Genomic DNA, 17,205 nt, shown 5'->3' with positions numbered 1-17,205 from the left:
CCGGCCCGATACCCGGGTACGCCGCTCTGATGGTCAAAGCATTCGGATACAGCAGCAATGGCGGTCCCGACGTTCAGGAGTTTCTCGATCTCGAGATGCCTACTCCCCTGCCCGACGAGTTACTCGTCGAAGTCCGAGCGGCAGGCGTGAACCCGGTCGACTGGAAAATTCGCTCCGGCCTGCTGGGTGCCGCCAGCCCCGGCGACCTTCCGGCGGTGCTGGGTTCAGAGGTCTCCGGCGTGGTGCGCGAGGTGGGTAAGGACGTCGAGGGATTTCAGGTCAACGATGAAGTCTTCGGCACCGTGGCGACCGGCTCGGGCGGCTACACCGAGTTCACCGTGCTGCCTGCGACTGCGGCGGCACACAAACCACCGCAGGTGTCGTTCACCGATGCCGCGACACTCGGAGTTGCGGCAGCCACCGCCTACGACGGGGTGACCCAGCTGGGCCTGAAAGAGGGGCAGACGTTGCTGATCAACGGGGTCGGCGGCGGTGTCGGAGTCGCAGCCGCCCAGATCGCGCGGGACCTGAACATCAATGTGATCGGCACGGCGAGCGAGGACAAACGGGCACTCGTCGAAACCCTGGGCGCCACCCTGGTGCCCTACGGCGACGGAGTCAACGGGCGGATCCGCCAACTGCTGCCCATGGCGTCGACGCCATCCTCGATCTGGCCGGCGGAGAGGGCTTGCGCGCGGTAGCCGACCTGCTCGACGATCCGACCAAGCTGATCAGTGCCGGAGATCCGGACACCACCACCGCACTGGGCGGTCACATGATCGAACGGGACCGGACCTCAAAGGTCCTCCAGATCGTCGGCGACCTGGTGGCCCAGGGCAAGCTGGATCCCCACGTCGAGGACGTCCGTCCGCTCGACGACGCGGCCGAAGCGCTCGCGGCGGTCGAGATCGGCCACGCCCGGGGCAAGGTGGTGATCGAAGTCAGTACCTGACCGCCCTGTCCGACAGCTAACCTCGGGCGATGAGCAGCGACGGTCGGAAACGGGTATTGGTCATCGGCGGCGGTTTTGGCGGGTTGTTCTGCGCCAGGGCTCTCGGCGGCGCAAACGTCGACGTCACACTCCTGGATCGGGCTGCCGGGCACGTCTTCCAGCCCCTGCTCTACCAGTGCGCCACCGGGATACTCAGCATCGGCCAGATCAGCCGCTCGCTTCGCGAAGAGCTGGTGCACCATCGCAACGTCACCACACTGTTGGGCGAGGCAGTCGAGCTCGATGCCGAGGCAAGGCGAGTCACCGCCATGCGCCCCGACAACACCCAATTCAGCGTGGACTACGACGTCCTGGTGGTGGCCGTCGGAATGCAGCAGTCCTATTTCGGGCGTGAGGAATTCGCCCAGTGGGCACCCGGCATGAAGACACTCGACGACGCGTTGAGCATCCGCCAGCGGCTGTTCTGCGCGTTCGAGATCGCCGAGACGCTGCCACCGGGACCAGAACGGGACAGCTTCCTGACGTTCGCGGTCTGCGGCGGTGGTCCCACCGGCGTGGAGTTGGCCGGCCAGATCCGTGAGATGGCCACCCGCACGTTGGCCAACGAATTCCACAGCATCGAGCCCGAAGATGCCAGGGTGCTGCTGTTCGACGGCGGTGACCGACTGCTGAAGAGTTTTGCGCCAGCGATGGCCGGCAAGGCCGCCCGAATCCTGCAGGAGCTCGGTGTCGAACTGCACCTGGGGGTGCACGTCACCGATGTGCGACGCGACGGCGTGACCGTCACCCCGAAATCGGGTGGCGCGGCCGAAGAGTACGCGACCAGGACCGTGCTGTGGACAGCCGGTGTCGAAGCGGTGCCGTTCGCGCGCACGGTCGCCGAGGTATTGGGAGTGTCCGCGGACCATGCCGGCCGCATCGCCGTCGCCCCTGATTTGTCGGTCCCCGGACATCCGGAGATCTTCGTGATCGGCGACCTCGTCGGGCGGGACAATCTGCCCGGCGTCGCCGAGAACGCCATGCAGGGCGGACTGCATGTGGCGGCCAGCGTCCGGCGCGACCTCAAAGGTGAGGCCCGCAGAAACTTCCGCTACCGCGACCTCGGTTCGGCGGCCTACATCAGCCACGGTCACGCGCTGCTGCAAGCCGGACCGATCAAACTGACCGGTTACCTCGGCTGGCTGGGGTGGGGGTTCATCCACATCGCCTTCCTGACCGGGCTGCAGAACCGGTTCAGCACCGTGGGCACCTGGTTATCTGCAATAGCTCGAGCCCGCCGAACCGACCGGACGTTCATCCTCGGCAGCGCCGCCTCCAAAGAGCCCTACACCTGGTGACGGAAACGCATGTCGCTTCCGCAGCGAAATGCACGGCGGATACTTGCTAGGGCATGCGTTGGCGCAGTAGCTCTACGGCTTCTGTCTGGTAGGCGTGTTCGGCCCACCCCAGCGGTGTCGCATGGAATCTGGGCTCCGTCATTGACGGGTCGGCGCCGGCGTCGAGTAGTCGGCTGATCAACGCGACGTCACCCTCCCAGGCGGCATGGTGCAAAGGAGTGGCGCCCTCGGCGTCGCGACTGTTCGGGTCCGCCGGAAACTGCGGCGTCACCAGTTCGACGCCCGAAACGTCGACGCCATGGTGGGCCAGCAGGGCGAGGCGTCCGGCAAAGCCGTGCTCGGCGGCCCACTCGACCTGGCGCTGCCACATCTGTGCTCGCGTCTCCATCGCTGCGCCGAGACGCAGTTCCCATGGGCTGGGACCGGCGCCGGCCAGACCGTGAGCGAACAACAGCGTCAGGTGTTCGTCGTCGGACCGGAACATCCGGTTGTAGAGGGCCTGCTGGTCCACGGGATGCGCGCCGCGCGCCAGCAGCAGTGTGGCCAGGGCGGGAGCGAACGGATGTCGGGGCTGCCGGCGCGGCCCCTGCTCGCCCTCACCGAAGACACCGGTCAACGCGGTGAACGGCGGCGTCAGTCCACCCCACAGAAAGCCGGCGTTCGGATCGGCGCCGGCATCGAGAAGCAGCGTGGCTGCCGCCAGCGTCTCGTCCTGGCCGCGCTGCAGTGGTGCTCGGGAGTAGCACAGATACAGCAGCGGCACCCAGCCGAACGGGCCGCCGCCGGCGTCGGCCGACCCAGGCCGGTCCGCCAGATGTCTGGCAAGTGCGGCCGGGTCCGCGGCCGACGCGGCGGCCCAGATGTGGCGCTGCACCAGCGACGGATCAGCGCTGAGCAGGTCGGCGGCGGCCTGCCGGCGCGGCGGCGCATCGGTGGCGTCATAGCGCAACGATGCTTCCGAACAGAACCGGTCGGCCGGCTCGAGCGCATCCTCGTCCACACTGCCCGGATCGACTCTGAGGTCATCGATGTCTGCCATGATCGCCCCCTGTTGGCTCGCTGTCAGCGAGACTACCCACCGCAGCTCGGTCCCCTACGATGGCGACGTTCCAGGAGACCGACGGAAGAGAAGCAGTGACCAGCACCGGCGACGCCGTCGACCAGCTGCGCGCGGATTACGACGCGACGCCGTACACCTCGAACTCTTTTCCGCAATCCGCACCGGGACAACTGGCTGCCATCGCCCACCTTTTCGGCTTGGACACCCCCGCGGTCCCCACCGCTCGGGTACTCGAAATAGGCTGTGCCGCTGGGGGAAACATCATTCCGTTCGCGGCAGCGCAGCCGCGGGCGCACGTAGTGGGCGTCGATCTGTCGCAGGTGCAGATCGACGAGGGCAGGGTCCGGGCGCAGGCATTGGGACTCGACAACCTGCAGCTTATCGCCGGCGATATCGCCACGATCAACCTGACCGGACTCGGGCAGTTCGATTTCATCATCGCCCACGGCGTGTACAGCTGGGTGCCGCCAGAGACTCAGGAGGCACTCCTGGCCGGCATCCGCGCGTGTCTGGCCCCGGACGGTGTGGCCTACGTCAGCTACAACGTGTATCCGGGGTGGAAGTCCAAGGAGGTACTGCGTGACGCGATGCTGTTGGCCAGCGGCGCCAGCACCACGCCGGGTGAGAAGATCCGCGATGCACGCGGCATGCTCGATTTCCTGGAGGAGGTCGCTCCGTCCGACGGCGTGATGGCCCGGGTGATCGCCGAATGTAAGGCCTCCTCTGAGGGTTTCGGGGATTCCTATCTGCTGCACGACGAACTGGAGACATTCAACTCGCCGTGCTACTTCTACGAGATGGTGGGCCGGGCCGGGGCCCACGGCCTGGCGTATCTGGCCGAAGCCCGGCCCGAGACGATGCTGCCCGGCTATTACGGTCCCACGGTCGCGGAGTACGTCAGCGCCAAGAGCTCGGGTGTGCAGGTACTGGTGGACCAGTACCTCGATTTCGTCACCAACCGCATGTTCCGGGAGTCCCTGCTGGTCCATGCCCAGCGGGCGCCGCAGGTTCGCTACGTCCCCGCGCTCAGCCGCTACCACGGACTCCACGTCGCGGCCTGGTTGCCGCCGGTCGACGGGCCGACGGTACTGGACAATTCGCGCCAGGAGTACCTGCAGTCCGACGGGGCGACGCTGTTCACCAACGATCTTGGTATCAAAGCCACCCTGGATGTGCTCAACGCCCGCTGGCCCTGGACCCTGTCCAGAGCCGAACTCGTCACCGCTGTCCACGACCGGATTCGGTCGGCCGGCTTCAGCCCGGGCGACAATCTTCCCGACGTCATCGACAGCCTGGTGGGCACGCTGATCATGCAGGGACAGTTGCGCTACCGGCTCGAGCCGGTGGCGCTGGAACCGGTCGATCCGGTGCCGCTTCGTATCGACGAAACCGCAAGGCGGATGGCGGAATCAACGTCGGGACGCAGTGCGGCGGCAACATTCAACCGCTGGCACGAGACGCTGGAGCTCTCACCGTTGGACAGCCGGCTGTTACCGCTGCTCGACGGAACGCGCGACAATGACGCCCTGGTGGATGCCCTGTCGGTAAGCCTGCGGGCACACCCGCTCGAGATCGAGTTGGCCGGCAGGCCGGTCGCCGGCGAAGCCGAACTGCGGGCGGTCCTGGCCGAATACGTCGAGACGATGCCAGCCCGCCTGACCGAGATGAAGCTGCTTCGGGTCAGGTAGGACCGGTCAGTGGACGCCGAGCGTGCCGTCGAGGTACTGGACCCGGCATGCTCGGCGTGCCAACTTACCGCTGGTGGTTCGTGGGATGGCCCCGGCGGGCAGGAATCGAATATCGATATCGGACAACCCATATCGCTGTGACACCGCGGCGCGAATTGCGTCGATCGCAGGTTGCGGGTCGGCGCGGGCAGTACGTGCGGCCCGTTCGGCGATGATGACCAGCCGGTCCTGCGGGATCGAGAACGCGGCCGCATAACCGCGCCGCACCATCGGCGAGGCGTCCGCGGCGGTCTTTTCGATGTCTTCCGGGTAGTGCTGGCGACCGCCGATAGTCACCAGGTCGGCGAGTCGGCCGGTGACATAGAACTCACCGTCGAGATAGGTGCCGAGATCACCGGTACGCAGCCAGGTCGCTGCGGCCGGTACGCCCTCTGCGTGGCTGCCGCCATCGAGCCGGGCGGCCAGCTTCGCGCCGAACGTCCGTCGGGTCTCATCGGACATCCCCCAGTATCCGCGGCCGATGTTGTTGCCGCGCAACCAGATTTCCCCGATACGCCCATCGGGTAGCTCAACGCCGCCGGCGGGATCAGTGATCACGGCCCACTGACTGCGGGCGATCTGTCCGCACGACACCTGGGGTACCGCGGTGGGAGCATCGGCACCGACAGGGACCGCACGGCCGATGGCCAGCTGCTCGCGGTCGAAAAAGACGGCACTCGCCTGGGCCTGGTGCCCGATCGTGGCCACGAACAGCGTCGCCTCGGCAATCCCGTAGGACGGTTTGATCGCCGTGGCGGGCAGACCGAAAGGCGCGAACGCTTCGTTGAACGCGTCGATCGCGCTGATGCTGACCGGTTCGGAACCGACGATCATCGACACGTTGGCGAGGTCGACATCGGCGCCGGGCGCGGGCCGGCCGCGTTGGGCGGTCCACTCGTAGGCGAAATTCGGCGCAGCGGTCACCACCCGACCCTGCCGTGAACCATCCGAGAGGGCCTGAATCCAGCGAAGTGGACGACGGATGAACGCGGTGGGCGACATCAGCGTGGAGTGTCCCCCGTACACAGCGGGGAAGCCGATCATCGAAAGACCCATATCGTGGTAGAGCGGTAACCAGCTGACGCCGTGGGTGTTTCGATCCAGCAGGTCGATCGAGAGGATCATCTGGATCAGGTTCGTGCCGACCGCCCGGTGGGTGATCTCAATGCCGACCGGCGGACGCGTCGACCCCGAGGTGTACTGCAGATGCGAGATGTCGTCTTCGACGAGTTCGACCGCGACGAAGCTCTCTCCTGCGGAGTCGGGAATCTCGTCGATGACGATGACCCGAGGGCGCGCGGCGTCGGGAAGCTGCTCGAGATGTGCGGCCACGGACTCGGTTGCAGCCGCTGTGGTGATCACCACGGTGGGCCGGGCATCGCGTAGGGCCGTCGCGAGACGCTCGGCGTGCCCGGGTAACTCAGGGGCGAACAGCGGCACCGCAATCGTCCCGGCTTTGATCGCCGCGAAGAACCCCGCGATGTAATCGATACCCTGCGGCGCGAGGATTGCCACCCGATCTCCGCGACCCGCAACCTCCTGCACCCGAGCACCGATGGCGCGCAGCCGAATTCCGAGATCGCGCCAGGAGATCTCGACGGCCCGGCCCTCGTCGGCGCCGGCATGGTCCAGATAGCGATATGCCACGGAGTCACCGACGTGCGCGATGTTGCGGTCGATGAGTGATATCAGGGTGGTGCCGGGCGGGAGCACGATGGCGCCGTCGGCGTCGAGGCAATCTTCGATCTGAAGCAGGCCGGATCGACTCACGAAATTCTGCTCCGCTGGATAGTCACGTGTGCCGAGTCATCTCCCTGCTGGCCCATCAGCGTCGTCAAGGCTTCGACAGCGAGGTTATCCGAAACCTGGACAGGCGACCGTTCTGCCCTCGGCCCGCTGTGACGCTGCTTACAGTGATATTGACGGCGGCGTCGACCCCTAAGGCGATGTCGTATGCACGATCGAAGGAGTTCACATGACCCGTACACACTTCAGTGCACTCGGCGCGGGCGGCCTCAACTGGGACAGCCTCCCGTTGAAGCTGATGGCCGGAGGCAACGCGAAATTCTGGAACCCGGCCGATATCGATTTCTCCCGCGATCGCGCCGACTGGGAGTCGCTGACCGAAGCCGAACGCGACGTCGCCACCCGCCTGTGCGCACAGTTCATCGCAGGCGAGGAAGCGGTCACCGAGGACATCCAGCCGTTCATGGCCGCCATGCGCGCCGAAGGCCGACTCGGTGACGAGATGTATCTGACGCAGTTCGCCTTCGAAGAGGCCAAACACACCCAGGTGTTCCGGATGTGGCTGGACGCGGTCGGCATCACCGAAGATTTGCACACCTACGTCGACACCCCGTCCTACCGGTCGATCTTCTATGAAGAGCTGCCTGCGTCACTCGAGGCGCTACGGACCGACCCATCGCCCGCGGCGCAGGTGCGTGCCTCGGTGGTGTACAACCACATCGTCGAAGGCATGATGGCGCTGACCGGCTACTACCTGTGGCACAAGATCTGCGCCGACCGCGGCATCCTGCCCGGGATGCAGGAATTGGTGCGCCGCATCGGCGACGACGAGCGCCGCCATATGGCCTGGGGCACCTTCACCTGCCGACGCCACGTCGCCGCCGACGATGCCAACTGGTCGGTGTTCGAGGCTCGGATGACCGAGATGATGCCGCTGGCCTTGAGCAACACCGACGATTTCTACGGGCCCTACAACGGCAACATCCCGTTCGGCCTGACGATGGATGAGTCCATGCAGTACGCCACCGACAAGGGGATGCGCCGCTTCGGGACGATCAGCAGCGCCCGCGGCCGCCCGGTCGGCGAGATCGATGTGGACTACTCGCCCCTGCAGCTGGAGGACACCTTCGCCGACGAGGACGAGAAAGCACTGGCCACCCTGAGCGGCTGACCGATCGTCCGATGATGACTACCGGCGGTTACTCGAATCTGGCGCGCCGCGCATAGCTGGATGGTCCATGATCAGTTCATGTCTGAAACCAAGATCACGGTCATCTACGACAATCCCACCGATCCCGAGGCGTTCGAGTCGGCCTACCCGGTCGAGCAACTGGAGGCGGCGCGCAAGGTTCCCGGTTACACCCGGTTCGAGACGTCGAAGGTCTGGCCCAAAGAGGACGGCAGTCCGACGCCCGCGCACCGGATGATCGACTGGTATTTCCCCGACTACGACGCCGCCAGCGTCGCTGTCACCACGCCGGAATTCGGCGCCTTCTTCCAGGCGATGGCCGCCCTGTCCACCGGCGGTGTGCGCGTGCTGTTTTCGGATATCGAAGTTACTGAATGATGCGCACCAGATAGGGCGCCATGTTGTTCGTCCGCACCGGCGACACCGTCACGCCGGTATCGGTGGTCTCCAGCATCTGGGAGTTGCCGAGGAACATGGCAACGCTCTGGCTGCCGTCGGGGCCGTAGAAGATGAGGTCACCCGGCAGAGCCTGCGCGGGGAGCACCTTCTGGCCGGCGTTGTACTGCTCGCCCGAGGTGCGCGGCAGTTTCACCCCGACGCCGGCGTAGGAGTACACCATCAGCCCGGAGGCGTCGAAGCCGACGATCTGCTGCACCGGCGCGGCCGGGACGGTGGGGCTGCCCAGCAATCCCGGAGCCGCCACCTGCGGCGCAGCCGGGACTACCGGTGCGGCGGGCAGCAACGGCGCGGTCGAGCCGGGGATGGCCGCGGCCGGGGCGGGGTCGGGACTGCTCGGGTTGCCCAGGCTGGGGCCGTTGGCATTGCCGCCGCCGTAGGCGAATGGGACACCGCGCTGCGAGAGCCCCCGTGCGATCAGGGCGTCGATGTACTTCTGGTTACCCGCCGGCCGGGTGTACGCATCAGCGTCCGCAAGACCCGGGCTCGCCACCAGCAAGGCCAAACTGATCAGGACAACCCATACGCGCCTCATTCGAACCGCACCTCTTTCCACGTCAACTGCAGATATTTTCGCCCATGCAAGAGTCCGCGAACGAATTCCCAGTGGCCACAACGCCAATGAGATGCGCGACTGTGACGCAACGGTGATCCCGTGGGTCGGCGCCGCTCGATTACTGGCAGTATTTCAACCTATTGAGTCAGTACTGCCAGTTCCGTCGCGATGGTCCTGATCCTCGGTCGCCGCCGACCTACCTGGCCGCGGCGAGCGCGGCGGCGGCCGCCGCGCGACGCATCTCGATCGCCTCACCCAGGCTGCGGGCCAGCCGGGGATTGGCCCGGACCACGGCACTGATGGCATCGCGCGGTACCGAAACCAGGGTGGTGTCGGCGAGTGCGATCACGCCACTGACCACGCGCTGGCGGGTCAGCGCGGTGGTACCGATGTAATCCCCCACGCCGAGGTCGCCGACACTCACCTGGATCCCGTCTGCGGTGTAGACGACCATGGCGACCGCGCCTTCGGTGATGAACCCGATGGCGTCGGGCACGATGTCCGCCCGCTGAATCGTCTCGCCCTCGGCATACATCAGGCAGCGACCGTGGGTCACCATGATGGCCAATGCCTCCTCGTCCAGGCCGAATGACCCGGCAACGATCCGCAGGTGGGCATCGATGTACTCCGAGTGCCGTTCCGGGGAGTTGTCGGCGCCGTCGAGGTGCAGCCCGGCCCGCTGCGCGGCATACCAGGCCCGGTGTAGCAGTTGGGTTTTCGTCGAGTTCTCATCTGTTGGAGAGGCGATCGGGACGGACACCTGATAGTCGGAGTCGCCGAGGGCGGCGACCTGCGCCGGTAGATTGGCAATCTTGGCCGGTAGCTCCTCGGCCACCGCGAGCAGCGTGGCTCTGACGGTGCCGGGCCGGTCAGCCGAGGTGAAGGAGAGTCTGGCGGTGGCCCGGTAGGACGCGCCTGCGACGCGACTGAGGTTGGTGAACGAATCGGTCGCCAGCGCACCGTTGGGGATGATCTTGACCCCGTTTCCGGTGTCGATATGCACCGAGCGCCAATTCACTTCGACCACACGGCCTTTGGCATCGGGCGCATCGAGCCAGTCGCCGATTCGGAAGGGCTGCTCGAACAGCATCAGCAACCCGGCGATCACCGGACCAACGGCCGACTGCACCGCGAGGCCGATCACGATCGAGGTCACCCCCACCGCCGTGATCAGCCCCCCGATATCAGTCCCCCACACCCAGGACAGCAAGATGCCGATCCCGACGACGATCAGCACGAGCCGGCCCAGATCGATGAAAATCGTCGGCAGACGTTCGCGCCAACTGCCGGCGCGAGCCTCGCCGAAGAGGACGGCGTTGGCGCCGGAGAGCAGGAACAGCATCACCAGGAAGCCGAATACCGTGGCCGCAATGCGCGACCATGTCGCATGCACATTGGTGTGCTCGACCTGGTCGACCAGCAGGAACAGCGCGCAGGCCGGAAGTACGTAGTTGCGCAGCAATTGAATTGGCCGGGCGTAACTGCTCTGCCGTCGGGTCAGGAAGTTCGCGAGTTCGGTCAGCACGAGCAGCACGATGGGCAGCCCGACGACGATGATCAGCGCGGGCCAGAACCAGTCCTGACTGGTCAGACTGCTCATACCGGCCGCCGCGAGGCCAACTCGAGGGACCAGATTGCCTCGGACCCGGCGGCGCCGGTGACTGTCCCCGCCGGGGCGAACGAGTAGATACCGTCGAGTTGGTCGTGGACTCTGCCGCTGACGAAGACCCCGGGGGCATTGTTCGCTCCGTGGACGCGATGCGCGAGGTCGACAGCCTCTCCCCACAGGTCGTACACCCGCGCGCGCTGGCCGAGCAGACCACTCGAGACCGACCCACTGTCGATACCGGCACGGATCGCGAGCTCGGCCCGATGTTGGGCGTTGGTGCGCTCGATGATCTCGGTGAGCTCGCTGGCGAAGGCAACGGTGCGGCTGGCATGGTCGACGCGCGGCACCACCAGTCCGCAGGTGGCAAGAAACCCGTTGTGCAGGTGGCGAACTCGCTCGATGCCGTGGCGCTCGGCAGCTTCGCCGATACCCTCGATCACCGAGTTCAACAGTCCTACCGATTCATCGGCCGATGTCGAACGGGCAAACTCGTCGAAGCCGACGAGTTCGGCGTAGATGACCGACACGTCGCGATAGTCGCCACTGATGTTCTCCTCGCCGTCGCGGTATCGGCGTGCCAGGGGCTCCGGCATCAAGCTGGCGAGCAGATCGTCGATCTCCTTGCGCTGGTCGTCGATGAGTTCCTGCTTCACGGCCAGGGTGTTGCTCATCTCGTTGAATGCCGCGCCCAGGTCACCGATCTCGTCTTTGGTGGTGACCGGTACCGCCACGCCCCGTTCGCCTGCGCTCACCCGGCGCACCGCCGCGGCAAGCCTGGTCAGCGGTCTGGTGAAGATCCGGCTGAAGAACAGCGCCAACAGGCAGACCACCAACACGATGGCCGCGATCGACAGCGCGATGTTGCGGGCGAAGTTGTTGACCGGCGCCAGCGCTTCCGACTCGTCGATCTTCGCGACCAACACCCAGTCGAGTCCGGGGATGTTCAACTGTGTGTAGGCCACCAGGGATTCGGGACCGATGTAGTCCTCGTCGGCGGTGACACCGGATTCGCCTGTCAGTGCGCGATTGACGGCGACGGTGTCGACGGGTTGCAGCAGCACGCTGCCCTTGAGTTGCACTTCCCGTTCGGCGATATCTTCCGGGGTGCCGTTGGCCACCACGTCTTTCACGAACGAGCCGGGATCGGTCAGCAGCTCACGCGACACCGACCGCATCAACTTGTCCGGTCCCGCGAGGTAGGTCTCGCCGGTGGCCCCGAGGCCGTCCGCTTCCCACCTGTTGTTGCCGGTCATCACCGAGTTGATGCGGTCGAGTGACAACTGCAGGGCGAGCACGCCGGTGATCACCCCGTCGCTGCCGATCGGCGACAACACCCAGGGGGTGGGCATCCCGAGCGACGGTGCGTAGCGTTCGAAATCGGTCACGAACGTCTCGTCGACGGACACCGCCTGCACGGCCTGCCGATAGCCTTCTGCGAGTTTCGTCGTCTTGTAAGGGCCGGTGAGCACATTGGTCCCCAGATCCACGCCCTTGTACGCGGTGTAGACGACATCACCGGTGGTGTTGAGGATCAACGCATCCTCGAAACCGAAACGCTTGGTGATGTCTGCGAAGAACGGTTGGTAGCGGGCGTTGGCCGCTGACCACGCGCTCTCATCGCCCGCCGAATTCGAAGCGAGCGACTTCTGGAAGTCCCCTTGAGCCGGAACGGTATACGCGTTCTGCAGATAGATGGCGGCGTTCGAGGTCGGCTCGAACAAGGTCGGGTCGACCTGTTTGCCGGTCCGCTGACTCAAAGCCGGAGCGAATACCGTCTGGTAGTAATCGCCAACTGCCGCCTGCGCATTCGGCGGCAACGGCGTCGTCTGCAGTGTCGCGAGTGCGGCCGAGAAGTCACGGGTCGCGTTGACCGCCGTGGCTCCGTGCGTGACGATCGACGCGCCGTCGGTGATGCTCCGGTAGTACGCGGTGATCTCCCGCGCCCGGGACTCCCGAAGCTGCGTCAGGCGGTGATATTCCGCCTGACGCAGCGAGTTGGTCCCGGACACGTACCCGATGGCTCCGGCCACCAACACCGAGGTCACGCTCACCGTCAACAGCATGATGAGAAGCTTCGACTGGAACCCCAGCGACCGAGTGCGCGTGCGGTTGGGCGCAAGTCGAGCCACAGCAGGTCCCCCAGTACGCAGTGCCGGCACAGACGATTGCGCGAATGCTAGCCGGTCACAACGCTGAGGGTCGCTGTTATCGACGAGAAGGGAAACCCGGCCCGGCGGGCCTGATCAGCTCAGTGCTGCGAGCGCCGCATCGTAATTGGGCTCCTGGCCGATCTCGGGTACCAGCTCCGCGTACGCGACGTTGCCGTCGGCACCGATCACGACGACGGCCCGACCCAGCAGCCCCGCCATCGGCCCGTCGGCGATGGTGATGCCGTAGTCCTGGCCGAAGCTGTCGCGGAATCCCGAGGCTGCGGTGACGTTCTCGATGCCCTCGGCACCGCAGAAGCGGTTCTGCGCGAAGGGCAGATCGTTGGAGACGCACAGCACCGAGACACCGGTGCCGGCCGCGCGCTCGTTGAAGGTCCGGACGCTGGTCGCGCAGACTGGGGTGTCCACCGAAGGAAAGATGTTCAGCAGCACGGACTTACCGCTGAACTGCTCGCTGCTGACCGGCTTCAGGTCGCCGCCGGTGAGGGTGAAGGCGGGGGCGGGAGCACCGATAGAGGGAAGCTCGCCGACTGTGTTGATGGGATTTCCGCGCAAGGTTATCTGTGCCATCCCCCTAGTCTGTCAGGGCCGTCGCGCGCCCGTCAGCCTAGGGTGGGGCGGACCCGGCCACTAGGTGTCGAGCTGACCGGCGATCCCCCGCTCGATCCTGGTCGCAGCGGCGGTCGGTAACACCAGAAGACCGTCGAGTTCCCTCCTGGCGAGCTCGTAAGCCTGCTGCCGTTCGGGTGCCGTCGCGCTGGCATCAGAGGCGACCCGCAGCAGCGCCTGCGCGCGTGCGATCCGCTGCTGGCCGTCGGCGGAGAAATCACTTCTGCGGGTGCGCTTCGCCTCGGCTTCGGCCGCGTCGAACGCGGTCACGTAGTTCTCCACCGCGGCGAGATACTGCGCGGCGGCCTCTCTGTCGTCGAGCAGATCCTCGGCCTTGTCCGGCCGCAACAGATCCGCCCGCAGCTTCGCCTTGTGGAATTCGATCGTGAGCGGGTTGCGCATATCGGTCATCAACGGCAGATCGAGCAGGGTGGCGAAATCGAGCTCGTAGTCCAGCCACCGACCGTCCGTGCGCGTGTGCTCCTCGACCATCCGCGTGATCGCCCGCCACTGCGCGGCCTGACTGTTTCCGGAACCGGTCGCGGGCGCGGCCGGTTGAAGCTCGTCGCCCCGTTCCCCGTGCCGGAGGTCTGCGGGCTCCTGCATTCGCCGCTGGGTGGCGGAGAACCCCTTGACCGCCGCGTAGATCACGCCGGCCAGCGGCACGAGCACGATCAGCAGCTCCACCAACCGAAACAGCAATCCCATCAGGCCAGGATGCCAGTCGCCGTGTCACCGCAGCTGTCTGTTGAGCTCAGACCGGCCAGCTTTCGCGTCGGTACGCGGCATCGAAGAACATCCACTCGTAGCGAGCGGTCGTCACGAAATGCGCGCGGGCCACCTCTTCGTCGGACGGCGTCAGGGTGGGCCCGACCTCGTCGGTCACGTGCAGAACTTCGGCGACCGTCGCCGCGAACTCGTCACCGCCGTAGCTGTCGATCCAGCTCTGGAAGCGACGGTCGGGTGAACCTCGTTCGAGCAGCGCAGCGCCGACGCGCGCGTAGATCCAATAGCAGGGTAGGACTGCGGCCAGGCCGTCGGCGAAGGTGCCGCCGTAGGTGGTGGCCAGCAGATAGCTGGTGTAGGCGCGGGTGGTCGGCGACACCTCGACGGCGCCGACGGCAGCCGGGTCCAGCCCGAGGTCGGGCAGCAACGCGGCGTGCAGGGCCAGTTCGACGTCGAAGACTTCCGCCGCGTGCCGAGCAAACATCGATGTGATGGCCGGGGTGGGTGCCTTGGCTCCCACGACTGCCAGTGCGCGGGCATAGTCGCGCAGATAGTGCACATCCTGTGCGACGTACTCGGCAAAAACGTCGGCGTCCAGGGTTCCGTCTGTGAGTCCGGTGAGGAACGGATGGTCGAGGATCGCGTCATAGACCGGCTCGATGTCCGCCCACAGCCGCGTTGACCAGGTCTCATCCGAGAGAGTCGGTGTCGTTGTAGCGCGTGCCATGCGCACACCATAATGCGTGGTCATTCCTGGCCGATCCGCAGCTGTTGTCCAGGTAGGCGACAGAGACATGCCAGAAATGCCACCTAATGTTCAGCCTGGGCGACCTTGTATTCGAGTTCGCGCGTGTCCGAAATGCCTTGACCTATGGGAGGTCCGTCCGTGGTGAAACCTGTTGTCCTGGGAGTGCTCGGTGTCCCCGCGGCCGCCCTGGCCGCGCTGGCATTCAGCGGTGGCGTCGCTGCCGCCGACGACTACGCCGGACAGTCCTACTCGGATGCCTCCGCCGCGATCAGCAGCGCAGGCCAGAAGGTGGTGATCGCGTCAACTGTGGGCGATCAGGACGCTCAGGGAGACTGCGTGGTGTCCCACTCACAGAAGGCGCCCTGGATCAAGGGCGATTCGTTTGCTCCGGTGACCGATACCGTCCTGGTCTACCTCAACTGCGATGCCAAGCTGGCCTCGAACAAGACGCCCGGCAACTCGTTGGCCAGTCCCGAGGGACAGGCCGAGAAGGCCACCGAGGATGAGGCAGCGGCCAAGGCCGCGGCTCAGCAGAACGAGGCCGACCAACTGGCGGGCACCGACCAGAGCGTCGGCGCGCCCGGAGCGCACTGAGCCTGTCTGAAGCCACAGAGACCCTCACTGCGCGTTTCTAGCCGCTCCGAGGATTCGTCGCCAGCGGGTGACGGAGTCGGCATCGATGACAGCGAAACGCCGGAGTAGGTCGGGATCCGGTGCCGCGGGCATCGGTGCGACCGGGAGATACCCGTCGATAGGTGCCAACGACCGCGACGCGGCCACCACATCTCCGTCGAGCAATGTCCTGGTGCCGAGCCCGCAGGCATACGGCAGCGCCGGAAGCGCGCCGGCCAGCGCAAGTCCGGCCGCCAACCCGATGCTGGTCTCCATCGACGACGACACCACACAAGGCAATCCACAGACCTCGGCCACCCGCAGCGCACGTCGCGCTCCGCCGAGTGGCGCGCAGGCCAGGACCGCGATGTCGGCGGCGTCGGTAAGGGCAATCCCGCCGGGTGAAATCCCAGCGGAGTACCGGGGATCACGAAGCGACTGGTCCGCAGCGATCATGACCTGGACCCGCCGCCGGACTGCGGCCAGTTCGTCGAGCGTCCGGCACGGCTGCTCGACGTACTCCAGGCCGCCGGCGGCGGAGCTCAGCGCGGCGATCGAACTGACTGCGGTCTCGACGTCCCACCCGCCGTCAGCATCGACCCGGACGGTGCCACCGGCCCCGAGCGCGTCGCGGACCGCCTCAAGTCGGGCGATATCGTCGGCGAGCGAACCTGGGTTCGCGGCGACGACGACCTCCGCGGTGGCGCAGCCCGACCCGGCGACGATCTGGTGGGCGCGAACTGGATCGACTGCGGGCACCCTGACGGCGATCGGGACCCGTCCGCGGACCGGATCCGGCCACCCGACGGTGCTGACTTCGATTGCTGCGGTCAGCCATCGCGCCAGCGTCGTCTCGTCGCTGTCGGCCGGCGGACTGAACTCGCCCCATCCTTGCGGGCCTTCCAGGAGCATGCCCTCGCGCTGACCGACACCGTCGGAGACGGAAATCGCGAAGATCGGCGCGCTGTCGAAGTCGATCAGTGTTCTCATAGGCCTCATCAAGCTAGCGGTAGAGCTGATCGGGCGGACCGTGGCACCGCCAATTAGTGTGCAGTTCATGGGCACTGTCCTGACCGTCAACGTGGCCCAGCTACGGCCCAATCCCGACAAAGGTCGACCGACCGGCATCGACAAGCGACCGACCACCGAGGCGATTGCCATTCGTGCACCCGGCCCGATGCGGAACGGTCTCGGCAGCGGCCTGGTCGGCGACGTGATCGGTAACCACCAGGTACACGGCGGCGACGATCAGGCCGTCTATGCCTACGCGCGTGAGGATCTGGATGCCTGGGAAATCAGCCTCAACCGGCCATTGACCAATGGCGTATTCGGCGAGAACCTCACCACCGACGGCATCGACGTCACCGGCGCCCGTATCGGTGAGCGGTGGTCGGTCGGCACGGACGGTCTGCTGCTCGAGGTGTCCCGACCGCGGATCCCCTGCCGCACCTTCGTGGCATGGTTGGACATCAAGGGCTGGATGAAGACCTTCACCGCCGCTGCAGTTCCCGGCGCCTACCTGCGGGTGATCCGGCCGGGCACGGTCCGCGCAGGTGACGCGGTGGTGGTCACCGAGCGCCCCGACCACGACGTGACGGTGGGATTGGTGTTCCGGGCCCTCACCCTGGCACCGGAGCTGTTACCGCGGATACTGCACGCCGACGCGTTGGCCGAGGAAGTCAAGGACGTCGCCCGCCGGCGGGCGTGAAA

The 17,205-nt window shown here is 66.2% G+C and carries 16 protein-coding genes and 1 pseudogene; 8 read left to right on the top strand and 9 right to left on the bottom strand.

The genetic code is table 11. The annotated features are described in order from the left end of the window. Positions 1 to 29 precede the first annotated feature (29 nt). From H7J73_RS11150 to H7J73_RS11140, 3 genes are read left to right on the top strand one after another with little or no spacing between them, the layout of a single operon-like run. Positions 30 to 701: an NADP-dependent oxidoreductase gene (locus tag H7J73_RS11150; protein ID WP_264067423.1), complete on the top strand. Its 672-nt coding sequence runs from the start codon at positions 30 to 32 to the stop codon at positions 699 to 701. After that, positions 689 to 952, top strand: a complete 264-nt coding sequence (locus tag H7J73_RS11145) for a zinc-binding dehydrogenase (RefSeq protein ID WP_264067422.1) — start codon at positions 689 to 691, stop codon at positions 950 to 952. The genes H7J73_RS11150 and H7J73_RS11145 overlap by 13 nt, the downstream gene beginning before the upstream one ends. A 29-nt stretch (positions 953 to 981) precedes the next feature. After that, the gene (locus H7J73_RS11140) at positions 982 to 2,289 is read left to right on the top strand and encodes an NAD(P)/FAD-dependent oxidoreductase (protein WP_264067421.1); all 1,308 of its coding nucleotides are present in this window, start codon (positions 982 to 984) and stop codon (positions 2,287 to 2,289) included. 46 nt (positions 2,290 to 2,335) lie between these two features. Here H7J73_RS11140 and H7J73_RS11135 read toward each other — a convergent pair. Beyond that, a pseudogene (locus H7J73_RS11135) lies at positions 2,336 to 3,313 on the bottom strand (ankyrin repeat domain-containing protein); the annotation flags it as partial. A gap of 110 nt (positions 3,314 to 3,423) precedes the next feature. On the opposite strand from H7J73_RS11135, the gene H7J73_RS11130 reads away from it, so the two are divergent. Then, positions 3,424 to 5,037: a class I SAM-dependent methyltransferase gene (locus H7J73_RS11130; RefSeq protein WP_264067419.1), complete on the top strand. Its 1,614-nt coding sequence runs from the start codon at positions 3,424 to 3,426 to the stop codon at positions 5,035 to 5,037. Between the two features lie 6 nt (positions 5,038 to 5,043). On the opposite strand, the gene H7J73_RS11125 is transcribed toward H7J73_RS11130, so the two are convergent. Then, positions 5,044 to 6,846, bottom strand: a complete 1,803-nt coding sequence (locus H7J73_RS11125; protein WP_264067418.1) for a fatty acyl-AMP ligase — start codon at positions 6,844 to 6,846, stop codon at positions 5,044 to 5,046. Between the two features lie 205 nt (positions 6,847 to 7,051). On the opposite strand from H7J73_RS11125, the gene H7J73_RS11120 reads away from it, so the two are divergent. Both H7J73_RS11120 and H7J73_RS11115 read left to right on the top strand, forming a co-directional pair. After that, positions 7,052 to 7,993 carry a R2-like ligand-binding oxidase gene (locus tag H7J73_RS11120; protein WP_264067417.1) on the top strand — a complete coding sequence of 314 codons (942 nt, stop codon included), beginning with the start codon at positions 7,052 to 7,054 and terminating at the stop codon, positions 7,991 to 7,993. A gap of 78 nt (positions 7,994 to 8,071) precedes the next feature. After that, positions 8,072 to 8,389, top strand: a complete 318-nt coding sequence (locus H7J73_RS11115) for an EthD family reductase (RefSeq protein WP_264067415.1) — start codon at positions 8,072 to 8,074, stop codon at positions 8,387 to 8,389. On the opposite strand, the gene ripD is transcribed toward H7J73_RS11115, so the two are convergent. The 6 genes from ripD to tenA form a co-directional block, all read right to left on the bottom strand. Next, positions 8,379 to 9,002, bottom strand: a complete 624-nt coding sequence (gene ripD / locus H7J73_RS11110; RefSeq protein WP_264067414.1) for an NlpC/P60 family peptidoglycan-binding protein RipD — start codon at positions 9,000 to 9,002, stop codon at positions 8,379 to 8,381. The two genes, H7J73_RS11115 and ripD, sit on opposite strands and share 11 nt — an antisense overlap. A 217-nt stretch (positions 9,003 to 9,219) precedes the next feature. Further along, on the bottom strand, positions 9,220 to 10,623 hold the full coding sequence (locus H7J73_RS11105; protein ID WP_264067413.1) for a mechanosensitive ion channel domain-containing protein: 1,404 nt from the start codon (positions 10,621 to 10,623) through the stop codon (positions 9,220 to 9,222). Further along, complete coding sequence (locus H7J73_RS11100) at positions 10,620 to 12,695, bottom strand: adenylate/guanylate cyclase domain-containing protein (RefSeq protein WP_264067412.1); 2,076 nt, start codon at positions 12,693 to 12,695, stop codon at positions 10,620 to 10,622. The genes H7J73_RS11105 and H7J73_RS11100 overlap by 4 nt, the downstream gene beginning before the upstream one ends. 180 nt (positions 12,696 to 12,875) lie before the next feature. Then, positions 12,876 to 13,370 carry a thiol peroxidase gene (gene tpx / locus H7J73_RS11095; protein ID WP_264067411.1) on the bottom strand — a complete coding sequence of 165 codons (495 nt, stop codon included), beginning with the start codon at positions 13,368 to 13,370 and terminating at the stop codon, positions 12,876 to 12,878. 60 nt (positions 13,371 to 13,430) lie between these two features. Next, on the bottom strand, positions 13,431 to 14,117 hold the full coding sequence (locus tag H7J73_RS11090) for a hypothetical protein (RefSeq protein WP_264067410.1): 687 nt from the start codon (positions 14,115 to 14,117) through the stop codon (positions 13,431 to 13,433). 46 nt (positions 14,118 to 14,163) lie between these two features. Then, complete coding sequence (tenA, locus tag H7J73_RS11085) at positions 14,164 to 14,862, bottom strand: thiaminase II (protein WP_264067409.1); 699 nt, start codon at positions 14,860 to 14,862, stop codon at positions 14,164 to 14,166. A gap of 159 nt (positions 14,863 to 15,021) precedes the next feature. On the opposite strand from tenA, the gene H7J73_RS11080 reads away from it, so the two are divergent. Then, positions 15,022 to 15,477 carry a hypothetical protein gene (locus H7J73_RS11080; protein WP_435405467.1) on the top strand — a complete coding sequence of 152 codons (456 nt, stop codon included), beginning with the start codon at positions 15,022 to 15,024 and terminating at the stop codon, positions 15,475 to 15,477. Positions 15,478 to 15,501: 24 nt separating this feature from the next. Here H7J73_RS11080 and H7J73_RS11075 read toward each other — a convergent pair whose 3' ends face one another. Then, positions 15,502 to 16,485, bottom strand: a complete 984-nt coding sequence (locus H7J73_RS11075) for an o-succinylbenzoate synthase (RefSeq protein ID WP_264067408.1) — start codon at positions 16,483 to 16,485, stop codon at positions 15,502 to 15,504. Between the two features lie 67 nt (positions 16,486 to 16,552). On the opposite strand from H7J73_RS11075, the gene H7J73_RS11070 reads away from it, so the two are divergent. Beyond that, on the top strand, positions 16,553 to 17,203 hold the full coding sequence (locus H7J73_RS11070; RefSeq protein WP_264067406.1) for an MOSC domain-containing protein: 651 nt from the start codon (positions 16,553 to 16,555) through the stop codon (positions 17,201 to 17,203). Positions 17,204 to 17,205 lie beyond the last annotated feature (2 nt).

Origin of the sequence: Mycolicibacterium komossense (assembly GCF_025822605.1) — a bacterium.
Taxonomy (GTDB): domain Bacteria; phylum Actinomycetota; class Actinomycetes; order Mycobacteriales; family Mycobacteriaceae; genus Mycobacterium; species Mycobacterium komossense.
Note: the sequence above shows the minus strand (reverse complement) of the source record. Positions and strands in the feature narration are given on the sequence as shown.